This is a genomic window from Streptomyces sp. 6-11-2 (genome assembly GCF_006540305.1).
GTDB lineage: Bacteria > Actinomycetota > Actinomycetes > Streptomycetales > Streptomycetaceae > Streptomyces.
Window position 1 is genome coordinate 4,465,786 of sequence record NZ_BJOR01000001.1, and the last position, 15,335, is coordinate 4,481,120.

Below are 15,335 nucleotides of genomic sequence, written 5' to 3' on the forward strand. Positions count from 1 at the left end.
AGATGTTGCGGCAGATGGCGAGCGGGGGGCCCGTCCAGGTCGCTCCCGCCATGGGGTCGATGAAGAAGTTCACTCGACTCGCCTTCATCGCCGAGCAGTTCGGGTACGAGTACGCGGACATAGGGCAGGGCGGTGGGCCGGACGGCAACGGGTACGTGATGCTGATCGTGCCCGACCCCAGCCCGCAGGCCCGCGCGCGGGCCGCGCAGAACTGGGCGCGGTACCCGGACGCGAGCGACGGGGGCACGCTGCCGACCCTCGTGCCCGATGAGGTCGAGCTTCTGAAGGCCCGCATCACCTTCGATATCACCGCCAAGTTCACCGACAAGCAACGGGTGCTGCTCGCGGCTGCCGGCGCCGTTCCGTTGGCCCTGCTCGTCGGCTTCGAGATCGGCACGGGCACCACTGCCGTTGTCCTGACCGGCATCGTCTGGGCCGCGGTGATGGCCCTCGTGCCCCTCGGACTCGTCGTCAACCGACGCTACAGAGCCAAGTACGCCGCCCTCCTGCAAGTTGCCGGGTACACAGAGGTGACCGACCCGAACGGGCGGCTGCGGTATGTGCCGCTGGACGGGCAGCTTCCCGGGCACGGCAATCCGTTCGCCAGAGGGACGTAGTGCCCGCGCTGCCGGGTTCGCCCGCCGCCGAGCCGCAGGGTGCAGGCCCGGCTAGGCTGCCCGCCAGACCGTCATGTCCATGGTGATGAAGCCGCTCTCCGGCATCGCGGTCGACTTCACATCGATCAAGAACAGCGCGATGTCTCCGGAGCGGTGTTTGACGCAGATCTCGCTGCCGGCCGCCGCCGCGGCCAGCGGGATGCGGCCATAGGTGCCGCGGGGGCCATTGGCGCCGGCGAGGAGGAGACGGCAGCCCTCGAAGGTGGCCCCGGGATCGCCGTACCACATGACCATCAAGCTGGTGTCGCTTTCTAGCTCGCAGCCGGCTTGCTTGCAGTCGAAACGGATGTCCCCTTTGCGATCCTTGCGCGCGACCCCACCCTTGATGTCCAGTGAGTTCTTCCGGCTCAGCAATACGCCGACGTACGGGAAGGCCTTCGGCGGCCTGGGTGCGGAGGAAGAGGGGTGCGACGATCCTGGCGCCCGCTCCTCGGCCTCCGAGGCCGGTGCGGCCGCCGATGACGATGATGAGGACGCTGAGGACCGTGCGGACGCTTCCGGAAGGGGCGTCGAGGAGGCGGTCGCATTCCGGCCCGCGCGTGAGTGGCGGAGCCGGTTCGCCGCGTCCATGGCCGTCCACGCCAAGCCTGTCACCAGCAGCGCTCCCACCGTCACGGAGGCGGCCGCGATCAGGGCGGTGCGGCGCCTGCGGGCGCGTCGCTCGTCCGGGTCGGGAGGCATCGGAGGTCGCGGCCACGCGGCCTGTGGGACCGGGCCCGCCGGGTACGCGGCTTGTGGGACCGGGCCCGCCGGCTGCGGCCAGCCGGCCGAAGGCAGCGTGTATCCCTGGGTGGGGTTGGGGACCGGGGGCGGGACCGTCACCTCCGGTCCCGCGATCTCCCACCAGACGGCCGGTCCGCCGCCCGCGTCGGCGTCCTTGCCCAGCCGTTGGCGGCACCATTCGACGACCTCCGCCGGGGTGGGGCGTTCCTCCGGATCGATGGCCAGGCACCGGGCGAGCAGCGGACGGAGCTCCTCGGGCAGGAGGGAGAGGTCGGGTTCCTCGTTGACGATCCGGTACAGCACGATGACCGCCGGTCCGGTCCCGTACAACGGCTCGCCCAGGGCCGCGAACGCCGCCGTCTGGCCGAGCGCGAAGATGTCGGTCGCCGCCGTGAGCTCGCCCGCGGACGCCTGTTCGGGAGCCATGAACGACGGTGTGCCGATGGCGGCGCCCGTGGTGGTGTGCGAGGTGACGTCCGAGGCCAGCGAGATGCCGAAGTCGATCACGCGCGGGCCGTCGGCGGCCAGCAGCACGTTCGACGGCTTCAGGTCCCGGTGCACGATGCCCGCGTCGTGGATGGCCTGCAGTGCCTCGGCCACCCCCGCCATCAGCCACAGCACCGCCGGAACCGGCAGCGGTCCGCGCCGGGCGACGGCCTCGGTGAGGGACGGGCCCGGTACGTACAGCGTGGCCAGCCAGGGCGGTACGCCGTCCGCGGCGGCGTCGATCAGTTCGGCGGTGTACGCGCCCCGGACCCGTCGGGCGGCGGCTATCTCCCGACGGAACCGTCGGCGGAAGGCCGGGTCGTCGGCCAGTTCCGGGCGGACCACCTTGATCGCCACCGGGCGGCCGCCCTGCGTGTGCGACAGGTAGACCCGGCCCATGCCACCGGCGCCGAGCCGGGCGGCGAGGCGGTAACCGGCCACCGCGGGAGGGTCGTCCGGTTGCAGCGGCTGGAACACCTCAGTCGCACCGGCATTGTTCATCGGCCCTCGTCCCCCTGATCCCCAGATCCCCAGATCCGGTGAGTCGACCAACAAGCAGCACCCTAAAGCGTGTTGCCGAGGCTGTGATCAGGGGCGGTCGTCAGGGCCGTTGGGGGAGCGGATCGAGGCGGGACCCGGACCGGCGCGTCCGTGGGCGTACTCGGCGAGGATGCTCCACGCCGACGGTCACCTTCGGTGGTACGCCTTGTTGGCGATGCGCCACTCGCCCTCGGCCCGGACCAGCAGGAAGACGTCGGTGAAGGTGTCCGGGCCGTGCCGGAGGGTCATGGACGCGGTGGCGACGGTGCCGTGGACGTCGACGGTGTCGATGCGGCGGGTGCGGGTCGGTTCGTCGGCGGCCGGGCGGCCGTTGAAGAGCGCGCAGTACTCGTCCAGGCGCCATGACACGAACGCGCCGTCCCGGATGCCCTCGATGTGGGCGGTGGGCAGGAACGCGTCGCGGAAGTGGGTGGGGTCGCCGGTGGCGTGGCCGCGGACGTAGAGGCGCAGTGGTTCGAGCACGGTGTCGTCCACGGCGGGGATCGTGGCGGCCACGGCGATGTCGGCCTCCGGGTCGGCAGGGGTGCCGGCCAGGTCGGCCGCGCCGCGCAGGGGGCTGTTCGACGCCGTGGCCAGCAGCGCCATGTCCTTGGCCAGCGCGCCGATCGTGAACTCGGCCGGGGCCGGGGTCGGCTCGTCAGCGAGGAGGAAGGTCCGCTTGCGACCGACGAGCCCGCCGAGTTGGCCGAGTTCGAGGACGTCCAGCGCCTGGGCACGGGGCAGGTTCAGGGCGTCGGCCTGCCGCAGCGAGTCGCGCAGGGCGAGGACGGCGCCGGCGAGGCTGCTGTTGGCGACCAGCTTGAGCGCGGCGGCGGTGGCGGCGTTGTCGACGGGGAGCACGGTGCCGAGCGCCCGCAGTACCGCTTGAACCCGGTCGAGCGCCTCCCGGTCGCCCGCGGCGAGGATCCGCAGGGTGCCCGCGGTGACGGCCGGTACGGAGCCGAGTACCGGCGCGTGGACGTAGGACGGGCCGAGCCGGCGGGCCAGTGCCGAGGCCTCGGCGGGGGCGATGGTGCTGGTGTTCAGCACGACCGTGTCCGGTCGCAGTGCGGGGCGGATGCGGTCGACGACCTGCCGGCAGGCCCGGCCGTCGAACAGCGCCAGGAGCGCGATGTCCGCCTTCGCCACGGCGTCGTTCGGGTCGTGGGTCGTCTCGACGGCGCCCGCGACATGACGGCCGGATCGTGTCCAGCCGACGACGTCCCAGTCAAGGCCGGCGAGTCGGGTCGCGATCGCGGCGCCCATGCGGCCCAGGCCGAGCACGGCGACGGTGTGCGGTGTGGTCATGCGTCCGAGCGTGGGGCATCGGGAGGGGTGCGACAAGCGCGGATCCGGCAGGGGTGCCCTGCCGGATCCGCATACCGGCGGGCATACTTGCGGGCCATGACGCTCACTTCATGGCGGACCTTCGTGACGGTGTGCCGGCTCGGGTCGTTGTCCGCGGCGGCCGACGAGCTCGGCTACACGCAGTCGGCCGTCTCCCGGCAGATCGCCGGACTGGAGCGCGAGTTCGGGGTGCCGCTGGTGCAACGGCATGCGCGTGGCGTGCGTCCGACGCCCGCCGGAGAGGTGTTCCGCCATCATGCGACGGCCGCGCTCACCGAGGCCGACCGGGCGGTTCGTGCCGTACAGGACCTGCGTGACGGTGCGCCGGGCCGGCCACTGGCCGTCGGTGCGACGCCGTCCCTGGCCGCCGGGATCGTGCCCGTGGCGATACGCCGCCTGCTGGACACGGCCGGACCCGTCCGGTGGAGCCTGTCGCCCGGACTGAGCCTGGAGCTGTACGACCGTGTGGTCGCGGGCGACCTGGACGTCGCCGTGGTCACCGACGCGCCACCGGGGCTGCCCAACGACCCGCGTCTCGAACGGCGGTTCCTGGGCATGGACGAGATGGTCGTCGTGCTGCCCGTCGGCCACCCGCTGGCCGGGTGCGGTCCGGTACCTGTTCGGGCGCTGGCCGACCAGACCTGGGTGGAGGACAACGAGGGCTCGGCGGCGCTGCTGCGCCAGCACGCCGCCCGCGCCGGGGTGACCGCCCGCATCGACCTCGCCGCGGCCGATCTGCCCGGCAAGCTGGCCCTGGTCGCGACCGGCCACGCCATCGCGCTGATACCCGGGGTGCTGGCCGGCGCGCTGCGGACCGACGTCACCGCGGTGGCCCTCGTGGATCCCCCGGCCCGCGGCATCTACACGATCACTCCGCGCCGCGACCCGCACCCCTGCTCAGCGCCCCTGCTCGACCGGCTCGTGACAGCCTTCGCGGCCGGCCGCCCCGCCCAAGCCGGGCACGGGACGGCTGAGACGGACGCCCACGAAGTACCGGACGGCTGAGACGGACGCCCACGAAGTACCGGACGGCTGAGACGGACGCCCACGAACGGGACTGGATCCGCTCGCTTCCCGCCCGCTCAGACGGTTCCGGCAGGTTCGGCGGGCTCGGCGGGCTCGGCGCGCTCGGCGGGTTTGGTCACCCCATGGCACTGCCCGTACGCCTGCCCCGACCCGCACCAGCACAGGGCCCCCCGCTGCGGCGGCCAGGTGACCGCGCGCCCCCGGGCCGCCAGGGTCGTCGCGTACTGGGGCAGCAGGGCCGGGTCGGACGGGGATGCGGCCTCCGAGGCGGCGAAGGCCTCGTAGGAAGGAACCGTGCCCGTGACGATGCCCAGGTTGGGGGTGCCGGAGGAGGACAGTTCGCGCAGGGACGCCTCTATCGTCGCCAAGTGGGTCTTGTGGGAGGGGTATTCGGACGTGAGACCGGCGTAGGCCGTGAGGAGTTCCGACAGTTCCTCCGCCGGCCAGTGCAGGACCGCCACCGGGAAGGGGCGGGAGAGGGCCGCGCGGTAGGCGCCGAGTTCGGCGCGGAGGCGGGTGATCTCCGCTTGCAGTTCGGCCGGGTTCTCCGAGCCGAGGGACCAGACGCGTTTCGGGTCGTGGAGCTCGTCCAGGGGGACCGGGGAGGTGTGAAGGGTGTCGGCCAGCATGTCCCAGTCGTCGTGGGCCGCGCCCAGCATGCGGCGGACGCGGTGGCGGCCGAAGAGGAGGGGGTGGGTGGCGTGCGGGGGCTCCTGGGCCTCCGCGAGAAGCAGTTCCACGCCCTGGGTGAACGTCTCGTGCGCTGCTTCGAGTTCGTCGTGGGCCTCCAGGGACTCCGCGACGATCACCCAGGGGGCCGGGTCGCGGGGCGCCGCGGAACGGACGCCGTCGATGATCGCTCTCGCCTCCGCCTCGTGGCCGTACTCCCAGAGGTTGGCGGCTTTGAGGGCCCGGACCAGGTGGGGGTTCTCCAGGTCGGCGGGGGAGGACAGCAGGCGGTCGTAGAGGGTCGTCGCGGCGGGGCGGTCGCCGGACAGTTCCCGGTGGGCCGCGGCCTGGAGGAGGAGGGCCTCGGCGTCCTCGGGGTACAGATCTGCGGTCCGCTCGAGGCGGGCCGCTTCGGTGGCGTGGTCGGCGTCTTCGGCGGGCGTGGCGGGGCGCATGGGGGACACCGTACTGCCGGACACCGACAAACGTGAGGTATCTGCAGGCCAGGGGACCCAGAGGATCCGGGGAACCCCACCCCCGGGGCCAACCCTCGTCCGTACGCCCCGTCCTGTGCCCGCACCCCCTTCCCGCACCCTAGTGCTGTGACCGGAAAGGTTCACCGGCTCGCGGCGCCCGGCAGGGCACTCCCCCAGCCTTCGGCCGGGGGTACCCCCACGCCGCGTTGTCGCATCACCCGAGTACATCCAGTACGCGGGCAATGCTCCGCCTTGCGATGCTCCCCCACTGCCTGAACGGCGTGGGAGGTGCCCCCAGCACCGGACGCCGCGAGCTTCCCGGCAAACCTTTCCGGCCACAGCACTAGCCGAGGCGGCTGCTGCAACCGCTCGAGATCGATCCGGTATAACGGTCTGCACGCCGCTATGGTGAGCCGGATGCCGCACGCCGCCCGTCGATAACCGGCAACCGGCACCAGCGCACCGCAACGCACGCTCACGGGGAGGGAGCCGACGTGATCCGCAGTCGCGTCGCCACGCGCCCCGCCGCCGTGCCGCTGCTCCTGTCCCTCCTCCTGCCCCTCCTGCTGCTTCCGGTCGTCCTGTTCGACACCGGCGGTCTGCCCGGAACCGTGGCCGTCGCGCTCGCCGCGACCGCCGCGGCCGGTTCCGCGCTCGTCGTCTGCGCGGTGCTCGCCTCCCGCTGCGCGCCCGCCGTGCCGCCCACCCGGGTGCGTACGGCCATCCGGGACCGGGACCGCCGTACGGCCTTCCTGCCGCAGCGCGATCCCGACGCCGCGGGCCGGCCGCGGCCCCGGGCACCCGGGCGCGCCCTTCCGGCGACCACCGCGTAGGGCACCACACACCTCACCTCGTGACCCCGCGCGGGTCGTCATGCCGTCATCCCCGTACGCCATTTCCGTACGCCTGGCACGACGAGACCCCAGGAGGGCTCACCCATGTCCGTTTTCGCCGGCCTGGTCGAGCGGCTCGCCGACCTGCTCCAGCCGCTGTTCCACGCCTCCGCGGCCGCCGCCGCGATCGTCCTGTTCACCGCGCTCGTACGACTCCTCCTCCACCCCCTGTCCCGGGCCGCCGCGCGCGGGCAGAAGGCGCGGTCCGCGTTGCAGCCGCGGATCGGCGAGCTGCGGAGGAAGTACCGGAAGGACCCCGAGAAGCTGCAGAAAGCCGTGCTGGAGCTGCACGCCGAGGAGAAGGTGTCGCCGCTGTCGGGCTGCCTGCCCAGCCTGCTGCAGATGCCCGCCTTCTTCCTGCTGTACCACCTGTTCTCGACACCGGCCGCGGACGGCGACGGACTGCTCGGCCACCGGCTGCTGGCCGCGCCGCTCGACGGGCGGTGGGCCGACGCCCTGGCCGGGGACGGTGTGTTCGGGGCGGCCGGGGCGGTGTATCTGGGGCTGTTCGCGGTGGTGGCCGTCATCGCCGCGTTCAACTTCCTCCGGGCGAGGAAGTCCCTGGACACGACCGATATGGCAGGCCTGAGCGGCGGCGCCGCGGGCGCGGTCGGCAAGGCCGTGCCGTACATGTCCTTCTTCACCCTGGTCACCGTGGCGGTGGTGCCGCTGGCCGCCGCGCTGTACGTGGTGACCAGCACGGCGTGGAGCGCGGCCGAGCGGGTCCTGCTGTACCGGTGAGCGCGCGGGAGCGGCCGTCCTGCCGGGCGGGCCTACGGTCCAGTACGTGAACGCGCTCTTGCGGAGTGGAGGTCGACCTTGGACGATCGACCAGTCCTCCGATGGTTGCGTCTGCCGCACCCAGGTCGCCCTCATCGGCCGGGCGCCCGCGATCGAGGGAGTTGACACATGAAGCTGCTGCGAGTCGGTACGGCGGGTGCGGAGCGGCCCGCGCTGCTGGACGCGACCGGGGTCCTGCGGGACCTGTCGGGCGTCGTCCCGGACATCGACGGCGCTCTGCTCGCCGACGACGCGGCACTCGGCCGGATCCGGGACGCCGCCGCCGCGGGGGAACTGCCCGCGCTGGAAGGGGCCGGGTCGGACGCGGCCGCGTCGCGGATCGGGCCGCCGCTCGCGCGGATCGGCAAGATCGTGTGCATCGGGCTGAACTACCACGACCACGCCCGTGAGACCGGCGCCGAGCCGCCCGCCGAGCCGGTGATCTTCCTCAAGGCGCCGGACACCGTCGTCGGGCCGAACGACACCGTGCTCGTGCCGCGCGGCGCCGCCAAGACCGACTGGGAGGTGGAGCTGGCGGTCGTCATCGGCCGCACGGCCCGCTGCCTGGAGTCCCACGAGGAGGCGCTCGCGCACGTCGCCGGGTACGCGGTGGCGCACGACGTCTCCGAGCGGGAGTTCCAGATCGAGCGCGGCGGGACCTGGGACAAGGGCAAGAACTGCGAGACGTTCAACCCGTTCGGGCCCTGGCTGGTCACCGCCGACGAGGTCCCCGACCCGCAGGCGCTGCCGCTGCGCCTGTGGGTCAACGGCGAGCTGAAGCAGAACGGGACGACCGCCGACCAGATCTTCCCCGTCGCCGAAGTCGTGCGCTACGTCAGCCAGTTCATGACCCTGTACCCCGGTGACGTCATCAACACCGGTACGCCGGCCGGGGTGGCCCTGGGTCAGCCCGAGCCGAAGCCGTACCTGCGGGCCGGGGACGTGGTCGAGCTGGAGATCGAGGGGCTGGGCCGGCAGCGGCAGGAACTCAAGGACGCGTAGGCGCTCCGCCGGCGGGGCCGGGAGACCGCGCCCGCCGGCGGGGCCGGGAAGCCGCGGGCGGTTCCGGGCCCGCGGCGCCGTCGTGGCTCGCCGTGCCCGCGTGGCGGAGCCGCATGTCGGCACCATCGGCACAGCCCCGCGCCCCGTGGCCCGGTCCGCTCACGCCAGTAGGGAGGCCAGCTTGCGCCACTCCTCCCGCGGCAGGGCGTCGCGCGGGCCGTCGGCGACCACCTGGAGTGCCACGTGGTCGGCGCCCGCCGTGTGGAACGCCTCGATCCGCTCGCGGATCCGGGACTCCTCGCCCCAGGCGAACACCGCGTCGATCAGACGGTCGCTGCCGCCGCCGGTGACGTCGGAGTCGGTGAAGCCGAGGCGCAGGAAGTTGTCGGTGTAGTTCGGCAGTTCCAGATAGGGGGCGAGGTACCCGCGGGCCACGGCGCGGGCGCGGGCCGGGTCGGTCTCCAGGACGACCTTGAACTCCGGTGCCAGCAGCGTCGTCCCGCCCAGGATCTCGCGGGCCTGCGCGGTGTGGTCCGGCGTGACCAGGTACGGGATCGCGCCGGCCGCCCGGTCCCGGGAGAGCCGGAGCATCCTGGGGCCGAGGGCGGCCAGAACCCGGCGCCCGGCGGGCACGCCGCCCGCGCCGGACCGGTCGAGCTCGTCGAGCCGGTCCAGGTAGCCGACCATCGTCGAGTACGGCTTCCGGTACTGCTGCACGCGCGGGCCGTGGCTCACACCGAGGCCGAGCACGAAGCGGCCGGGGTGGGCGGCCTCCAGCGCGGTGAACTCCGCCGCGGTCCCGGCGGCGTCCTGCTGCCAGACGCTCTGGATGCTGGTGGCGACGACGATCCGCCCGGTCGCCTCGATCAGCGGGGCGGCGTTGCGGGCGGTGCTGTTGCCGCCCAGCCAGACGGCTCCGTAGCCGAGTTCCTCCAACTCGGCGGCAGCTTCGGCGAGTTCGGCGCGCCGGGCCGCGTTCTCCGAGCGGAGTCCGATGCTCCAGATGCCGTACCGGCCGATGGTCTCCGGCAAGGGGCGCGCGGGGGCTGTGGTGTCGCTCATCGGTTCCGATCCCTCCGGACGGGGGTTGCTGTGCCTTGATCGTCACGCGTCCGGCAGGCCCTGGCCGAAGGGCGTCCCGGGCCGATTCCCGGCTTCCCCCGAGCGCACTAACCTTGATCGTGCGTGACGGTCTCCGGCAGGGGGATCGCCCGGAGCGGAGGACCGTACGTGACCGCGACCCTGAGAATCCGCCGTGTCGTGGAGGACGCGACCAGCGACCGGACGACCGGCGCATACCTCGGCTTTGTCGCCGTTCTGGGAATCCTGGCGTCGGCCGAGGGCCTGGGCCTGGTGGACACCGACTCGACGGCCCGGTTCCTGACTGTCATCCTCTGCATGCCCTGGACGCTCCTGGTGGCCGCCGTGGTGTGGCTGAACGACGGCTTCTACTGGTTGCTGGGCCACAACTTCTTCGCCGACTCCCCGGCCTGGCTCTTCGAACCGCTCTGGACGGTGTTCTGGACGGTGGCGGCCCTGGCGAACGCCAGGACCATCGCCGCACTGTCCCGTTCGGTCTCCCGGCGGCCCGGTGTCTCACCCTTCCTGGTCCCGATGAGCCTGCTGGCGATCGTCAGCCTGATCGCGCTGCTCTGGCGCCTCTGAACCCGTGACCGGGTGGGTGGGCCGTCGGTGATCCTCGCGGTCCCTCACCCCTCGCCCAGGAACCGCTCCAGTGCCTCCACCACCATCCGGTGGTCATCGAGCTGCGGCAGGCCGGAGACCGTCACCGTGCCGATCACGCCCGCGCCCTCGACGTGGAGCGGGAACGAGCCGCCGTGGGCCGCGTACAGGTCCGGGTCCAGGCGGGAGGAGGCCTCGAAGGTCGTGTCCTTGGCGCGGAAGCGGGCGCCGACCAGGTAGGAGGCGCAGCCGTAGCGCTCCACCACGCGGCGTTTGCGGGCGATCCAGGCGTCGTTGTCGGGGGTCGAGCCGGGCAGGGCCGCGTGGAAGAGCTGCTGGCCCGCGCGGTGGATGTCGACGGCGACCGGGGCCCGGCGCTCCCGTGCCAGTTCCACCAGCAGCGAGCCCAGCGCCCAGGCGTCGTCGTACGTGAAGCGGGGGAGGACCAGACGGCGTTCCTGCGCCTCCAGTTCCTCGATGCCCGGGGTGGTCTCGGGGGCCGGGCGCACGTCGTTCGTCACAGCCGCACCGCCACGCCGTCGCGGGCCGAGCGGCGGGCCGCCTCCAGGACGTCGAGGGCGTCGGCGGCCTCCCGGGCGGTCACCGGGTTCGGGGCGCCGTCGCGGAGGGCGGCGGCCACGGCCGCGTAGTACGCCGGGTAGTCGCCGGGCAGGGTCGGTACGGGGCGGCCGCCGCCGGTCAGCGGGGACTCTCCGGAACCGACGCGGCCCCACAGAGTGTCGTTCTCGGCGCCCCAGCCCTCGGTGCCCGGGCGGGTGCCTTCCCGCAGGGCGGCCTCCTGCGGGTCCAGGCCGTACTTCACGTAGCCCGCCCGGGAGCCCAGCACCCGGAAGCGGGGGCCGAGTTGGGCGGCCGTCGCGGAGACGTAGAGGTGGGAGCGGACGCCGTTGGCGTGGGTGAGCGCGATGAAGGTGTCGTCGTCCGCCTCGGCGCCCGTGCGGCGCACCACCGCCTCGGCGTACACCTGGGTGGCCGGGCCGAACAGCACCAGGGCCTGGTCGACCACGTGGCTGCCGAGGTCGTAGAGCAGACCTCCGATCTCCGCGGGGTCGCCGGACTCGCGCCAGCCGCCCTTCGGCTGCGGACGCCAGCGCTCGAAACGGGACTCGAAGCGCCATACGTCGCCCAGCTCGCCCTCGGCGATCATCCGGCGCAGGGTGAGGAAGTCGTTGTCCCAGCGGCGGTTCTGGAAGACGGACAGGAGCAGTCCGCGCTCGTCGGCCAGGGCGGCGAGGTCACGGGCCTCGGCCGCCGTCCCGGCGATCGGCTTGTCCACGACCACCGGCAGGCCCGCCTTCAGGGCGGCCGTGGCGAGCGGGACGTGCGTCTTGTTCGGGGAGGCGAGGACGACCAGGTCGAGCTCGCCGGCGCGGGCGAACAGCTCGTCGGGGCCGGAGGCGAGACGGACGTCCGGGAACTCCGCGCGGGCCTGTTCCTGCCGCCGCGGGTTCGAGGTGACGACCGTGTCCAGGGTCAGGCCCTCTGTCGTGGCGATCAGCGGGGCGTGGAAGACGGAGCCGGCGAGGCCGTAGCCGACGAGGCCGACGCGGAGGGGGGTGCCAGTCATGCCCTCTACTTTCGCAACGCTGTTGCCGAAGTGCAAGCGCGGGGGAGAATGGCGGGGTGAACAGTGGGAAGGGCGGAGCGGACGCGGTGACGGTCTCGGGAGTGACGGGCAGGGGGACGGCGGGGGCGAACCTGCTGGCCCTGCGCAGCCACAACACCGCGCTGGTGCTCGACCTGCTGCGCGGGGCGGGCGCGGAGGGGATCAGCCGGCTGGAACTCGCCGAGCGGACCGGGCTGACCCCGCAGGCGGTCAGCAAGATCACGGCGCGACTGCGGCAGCAGGGTCTCGCGGCGGAGGCGGGACGGCGGGCGTCCACGGGGGGCAAACCCCGCACAGTGCTGCGACTGGTGCCGGAGGCGGGGCACGCGGTGGGAGTCCACGTCGACCGGGACGAACTCCGGGTGGTCGTCGTCGACCTGAACGGCACGGTGACCGGCGAACGCCGCCGCCCGCTGGACCTCGGCGCGGGCGCGGAATCCGTCGTGGCGACGGTGGCCCACGAGGTGGAGGGGCTGGTGGGGGACGTGCTCGGGGTCCGTCCCGGGCTTGCCGATGCCGGGTCCCTCGTCGGGGTCGGGGTGGCCTTGCCCGGGCCGCTTGATCACCGGTGTGGGGTGTTGCACCGGGTGACCGGGTTTCCGGAGTGGGACGGGTTTCCGTTGCGGGACGCGCTCGCGCGGCGGCTCGGAGTGCCGGTGGTGGTCGACAAGGACACGAACGCGGCGGCGCTGGGGCTCGCGGTCGCGGGTGAGGGCCGTTCGTTCGCGTACCTGCACCTCGGTACCGGGCTCGGGGCCGGGCTGGTGATCGGGGGGAGCGTGCACCGGGGGGCGCGGACCGGGGCGGGGGAGTTCGGGCACCAGGTGATCCAGCTGGACGGTCCGCTGTGCGGGTGCGGGGACCGCGGGTGTGTCGAGACACTGTGTCTGGCGGCCGTGGAGCGGGGGGAGATCGCGGAGGCGGCACGGGTGCTGGGGGCCGGGGCCGCGAACCTCGTGGGCCTGCTGGACATCGAACTGGTGCTGCTCGGCGGTCGTACGGTCGCGGCGGCGCCCGAGGTGTTCGTGGCGGGCGTGGCCGAGGTGCTCGCGGCGCGGGCCCGGCGGGAGGGGGCGCCGGACGACATGGTGCCGGTCCGGATCGCGCCGGGAGGCGAGCGGGGGGTCGCGGAGGGCGCGGCACAACTGCTGCTCGCGCCGATGTTCGGGCGGGGGGACGCCTGACGAGTGCCCGGCGTCGCCCTTTCCGGGTCCGCGCGTGCCGCCGGGGCCCATCGAAGGGACGTGCGAAACCGTTCGAGTCCGGTGCCGGGGCGGTCACCCCGCCGCGCTGCCCGTCCTCGGTGGCGTGCCGGGGCCGAGGCGGAGGTGCCGCCGAGGCCGGCGGGTGGATCTGCGACGATCTCCGCGTGGACTACCCCAACGACCAGGCTCCCGGTGCCCCGGTGCGCTCCGGTGTCCCGGAGCACGGCCGGATCCCCAAGTACTACGCGGTGAAGGCGAGGATCGACGACCTCGTCGGCGAACTGGGGGAGGGCCGGCCGATCCCGACCGAGCGCGATCTGTCCGAGGAGTACGGGGTCGCCCGCGAGACCGTGCGGCAGGCGCTGCGCGAGCTCATCCTGGAGGGCAAGCTGCGGCGCCGGGGTCGCGGCACGGTCGTCGCGGGCCCCAAGCTGGAGCAGCCGCTGTCCCTGGTCAGCTACACCGAAGGCGTACGGCGGCAGGGCCGCACCCCTGGACGCTCGCTCGTCACCCTGGACCGCTTCCCCTGTCCGGACCCCCTCGCCGTCGAGACGGGACTCACCCGCGGCGAACCCGTCTGGCACCTGGAGCGCGTGCTCCTCGCGGACGACGAGCGGGTCGGCCTGGAGAGCACCTATGTGGCGGTGGCCCGGGTGCCGCACCTGGACACCGGATTCGACCCCGACTCCTCCTTCTACGCCTACCTCCAAGGGCTGGGCATCGCCTTCGGCGACGCCGACGAGCGCATCGAGACGGTGCTCGCCACCCCGCGTGAGGCCCTGCTCATCGGCACCCCGCCCGCGGTGCCCATGCTGCTGATCCACCGCGTCTCACGGGACACGGAAGGGCGCCCGCTGGAGCGGGTGCGGAGCCTGTACCGAGGGGACCGGTTCTCCTTCACCACGCATCTGCGCGGCTGAGGACACCACCCACCCGCGGATGACGAGAAGTGTGCCCAGCAGGCGCCCTTTTATTACGAAGAGATAACGGGTCTAGCCCAGTCTTGACGGCTCGTTCAGGCTCCCGTCGTCAGCACGACCCCTCCGGTTACCTGTGCGGGAGGAACGTGGCCGTCGTGAGAGTGACAGTCGTAGGAGCCGGCGTGGTGGGCACCATGCACGCCTGGCAAGCAGTGGAACGCGGCCACGAGGTCGTACAGATCGAGCGAGAGGCCGAGGCCCGTGGCGCCTCGCTGCGCAACTTCGGGCAGATATGGGTCAGCGGCCGCGCGGTCGGCGAGGAACTCGACACCGCCCTGCGTGCCCGGGAGCTGTGGGAGGAGATCGGCGGCCGCGTGCCCGCGCTGGGCTTCCGCGCCAACGGCTCCCTGACCCCCGTGCGCGGCGACCTCGAACGCGCCGTCGCCGAGGCCGCCGTGGCCCGCCCGGACGCCGCCGTCCGCGGTCGAAAGCTCCTGACCCCGGCCGAGGCCCGCACCCTCAACCCCGCCCTGCGCGGGGAGTTCGACGCGGCCCTGTACTGCGAGCGCGACGCGGCCGTCGAGCCGCGCACCGCCCAGCTGGCCCTGCGCGCCGAACTGCTCAAGCACCCGAACTACACCTTCCTGCCCGGGCGCGAGGTCCGGGAGGTCGTCGGTGAGGGCGCCGTCCGCGACGACCACGGCGACGTCCACACCGGTGACGTGGTGGTGCTGTGCACGGGAGCCTGGCTCGGCGGACTCGTACGGGAACTCGCCGGCCCCGGCCTGCCGGTCCGCCGCGTCCGGCTGCAGATGATGCAGACCGACCCGCTCGGTGAGCCGCTGCCGACCTCGGTCGCGGACGCGGACAGCTTCCGGTACTACCCGGCCTACGCGTCCGAGGCCCTGGACGAGCTCAACGCGAGCCGGCCGCAGGCCGAGATCGCCGCCACCCACCGGATGCAGCTGCTCATGGTGCAGCGCGCCGACGGCGGACTGACCATCGGCGACACCCACGAGTACGAGCACCCCTTCGCCTTCGACACCGTCGAGGACCCGTACGACCACCTCACCCGTGTCGTCGAGTCCCTCCTCGGCCGACCGCTGCCGAAGGTCCGGCGCCGCTGGGCCGGTGTGTACGCGCAGTGCACCGACCCCGGCCGGGTCGTGCACCGGCAGCAGGTCCGCGACGGGGTGTGGCTGGTCACCGGGCCCGGCGGGCGCGGCATGACCTGCGCACCCGCGATCGCCGAGCACACCGCGAACGAACTGGGCTGGTGAG

At 73.3% G+C, this 15,335-nt stretch carries 15 protein-coding genes; 9 read left to right on the top strand and 6 right to left on the bottom strand.

The window, feature by feature from the left end:
• Window positions 1-14 precede the first annotated feature (14 nt).
• Window positions 15-617: a hypothetical protein gene (locus TNCT6_RS19605; protein ID WP_141360595.1), complete on the top strand. Its 603-nt coding sequence runs from the start codon at window positions 15-17 to the stop codon at window positions 615-617.
• Between the two features lie 51 nt (window positions 618-668).
• Here TNCT6_RS19605 and TNCT6_RS19610 read toward each other — a convergent pair whose 3' ends face one another.
• Complete coding sequence (locus TNCT6_RS19610; protein WP_141360596.1) at window positions 669-2,387, bottom strand: serine/threonine-protein kinase; 1,719 nt, start codon at window positions 2,385-2,387, stop codon at window positions 669-671.
• 186 nt (window positions 2,388-2,573) lie between these two features.
• Window positions 2,574-3,734 carry a nuclear transport factor 2 family protein gene (locus tag TNCT6_RS19615; RefSeq protein ID WP_141360597.1) on the bottom strand — a complete coding sequence of 387 codons (1,161 nt, stop codon included), beginning with the start codon at window positions 3,732-3,734 and terminating at the stop codon, window positions 2,574-2,576.
• Window positions 3,735-3,830: 96 nt separating this feature from the next.
• On the opposite strand from TNCT6_RS19615, the gene TNCT6_RS19620 reads away from it, so the two are divergent.
• The gene (locus tag TNCT6_RS19620; RefSeq protein ID WP_141360598.1) at window positions 3,831-4,778 is read left to right on the top strand and encodes a LysR family transcriptional regulator; all 948 of its coding nucleotides are present in this window, start codon (window positions 3,831-3,833) and stop codon (window positions 4,776-4,778) included.
• A 77-nt stretch (window positions 4,779-4,855) separates the two neighbouring features.
• On the opposite strand, the gene TNCT6_RS19625 is transcribed toward TNCT6_RS19620, so the two are convergent.
• Window positions 4,856-5,923 (bottom strand): SEC-C domain-containing protein, encoded by a 1,068-nt coding sequence (locus tag TNCT6_RS19625; RefSeq protein WP_141360599.1) that lies wholly within the window; start codon window positions 5,921-5,923, stop codon window positions 4,856-4,858.
• A 515-nt stretch (window positions 5,924-6,438) separates the two neighbouring features.
• Here TNCT6_RS19625 and TNCT6_RS19630 point away from each other — a divergent pair.
• The 3 genes from TNCT6_RS19630 to TNCT6_RS19640 all read left to right on the top strand — a co-directional run bounded on the left by TNCT6_RS19630 (window position 6,439) and on the right by TNCT6_RS19640 (window position 8,619).
• On the top strand, window positions 6,439-6,777 hold the full coding sequence (locus TNCT6_RS19630) for a DUF6412 domain-containing protein (RefSeq protein ID WP_141360600.1): 339 nt from the start codon (window positions 6,439-6,441) through the stop codon (window positions 6,775-6,777).
• A 105-nt stretch (window positions 6,778-6,882) separates the two neighbouring features.
• Window positions 6,883-7,578, top strand: a complete 696-nt coding sequence (locus tag TNCT6_RS19635) for a YidC/Oxa1 family membrane protein insertase (RefSeq protein WP_141360601.1) — start codon at window positions 6,883-6,885, stop codon at window positions 7,576-7,578.
• A 168-nt stretch (window positions 7,579-7,746) separates the two neighbouring features.
• Window positions 7,747-8,619 (top strand): fumarylacetoacetate hydrolase family protein, encoded by an 873-nt coding sequence (locus TNCT6_RS19640; RefSeq protein WP_141360602.1) that lies wholly within the window; start codon window positions 7,747-7,749, stop codon window positions 8,617-8,619.
• Between the two features lie 159 nt (window positions 8,620-8,778).
• Here TNCT6_RS19640 and TNCT6_RS19645 read toward each other — a convergent pair whose 3' ends face one another.
• On the bottom strand, window positions 8,779-9,681 hold the full coding sequence (locus TNCT6_RS19645; RefSeq protein ID WP_141360603.1) for an LLM class F420-dependent oxidoreductase: 903 nt from the start codon (window positions 9,679-9,681) through the stop codon (window positions 8,779-8,781).
• 168 nt (window positions 9,682-9,849) lie between these two features.
• On the opposite strand from TNCT6_RS19645, the gene TNCT6_RS19650 reads away from it, so the two are divergent.
• Window positions 9,850-10,284: a hypothetical protein gene (locus TNCT6_RS19650; protein ID WP_141360604.1), complete on the top strand. Its 435-nt coding sequence runs from the start codon at window positions 9,850-9,852 to the stop codon at window positions 10,282-10,284.
• A 44-nt stretch (window positions 10,285-10,328) separates the two neighbouring features.
• Here the strand turns inward: TNCT6_RS19650 and TNCT6_RS19655 are convergent, their stop codons facing one another.
• The gene (locus tag TNCT6_RS19655; RefSeq protein WP_141360605.1) at window positions 10,329-10,823 is read right to left on the bottom strand and encodes a heme-degrading domain-containing protein; all 495 of its coding nucleotides are present in this window, start codon (window positions 10,821-10,823) and stop codon (window positions 10,329-10,331) included.
• The gene (locus TNCT6_RS19660; RefSeq protein ID WP_141360606.1) at window positions 10,820-11,890 is read right to left on the bottom strand and encodes a Gfo/Idh/MocA family oxidoreductase; all 1,071 of its coding nucleotides are present in this window, start codon (window positions 11,888-11,890) and stop codon (window positions 10,820-10,822) included. Before TNCT6_RS19660 ends, TNCT6_RS19655 begins: the two co-directional genes overlap by 4 nt.
• 56 nt (window positions 11,891-11,946) lie before the next feature.
• Here TNCT6_RS19660 and TNCT6_RS19665 point away from each other — a divergent pair, with 56 nt between their 5' ends.
• The 3 genes from TNCT6_RS19665 (at window position 11,947) to TNCT6_RS19675 (ending at window position 15,334) form a co-directional block, all read left to right on the top strand.
• Entirely contained in the window at window positions 11,947-13,113 is a 1,167-nt protein-coding gene (locus tag TNCT6_RS19665) for an ROK family transcriptional regulator (protein ID WP_172632957.1), read from the top strand.
• A 185-nt stretch (window positions 13,114-13,298) separates the two neighbouring features.
• Window positions 13,299-14,054, top strand: coding sequence for a GntR family transcriptional regulator (locus tag TNCT6_RS19670; protein ID WP_141360607.1), 756 nt, complete (start codon window positions 13,299-13,301; stop codon window positions 14,052-14,054).
• 155 nt (window positions 14,055-14,209) lie between these two features.
• Window positions 14,210-15,334 (top strand): TIGR03364 family FAD-dependent oxidoreductase, encoded by a 1,125-nt coding sequence (locus tag TNCT6_RS19675; protein WP_141360608.1) that lies wholly within the window; start codon window positions 14,210-14,212, stop codon window positions 15,332-15,334.
• The last annotated feature ends 1 nt before the right edge of the window (window position 15,335 follow it).

Bases quoted from the DNA above. Each gene is read 5' to 3' on its own strand.
- TNCT6_RS19635 (WP_141360601.1), top strand. From the start codon at position 6,883: ATGTCCGTTTTCGCCGGCCTGGTCGAGCGGCTCGCCGACCTGCTCCAG.
- TNCT6_RS19615 (WP_141360597.1), bottom strand. From the start codon at position 3,734: ATGACCACACCGCACACCGTCGCCGTGCTCGGCCTGGGCCGCATGGGC.
- TNCT6_RS19625 (WP_141360599.1), bottom strand. From the start codon at position 5,923: ATGCGCCCCGCCACGCCCGCCGAAGACGCCGACCACGCCACCGAAGCG.
- TNCT6_RS19610 (WP_141360596.1), bottom strand. From the start codon at position 2,387: ATGAACAATGCCGGTGCGACTGAGGTGTTCCAGCCGCTGCAACCGGAC.
- TNCT6_RS19620 (WP_141360598.1), top strand. From the start codon at position 3,831: ATGACGCTCACTTCATGGCGGACCTTCGTGACGGTGTGCCGGCTCGGG.
- TNCT6_RS19640 (WP_141360602.1), top strand. From the start codon at position 7,747: ATGAAGCTGCTGCGAGTCGGTACGGCGGGTGCGGAGCGGCCCGCGCTG.
- TNCT6_RS19660 (WP_141360606.1), bottom strand. From the start codon at position 11,890: ATGACTGGCACCCCCCTCCGCGTCGGCCTCGTCGGCTACGGCCTCGCC.
- TNCT6_RS19605 (WP_141360595.1), top strand. From the start codon at position 15: ATGGCGAGCGGGGGGCCCGTCCAGGTCGCTCCCGCCATGGGGTCGATG.
- TNCT6_RS19645 (WP_141360603.1), bottom strand. From the start codon at position 9,681: ATGAGCGACACCACAGCCCCCGCGCGCCCCTTGCCGGAGACCATCGGC.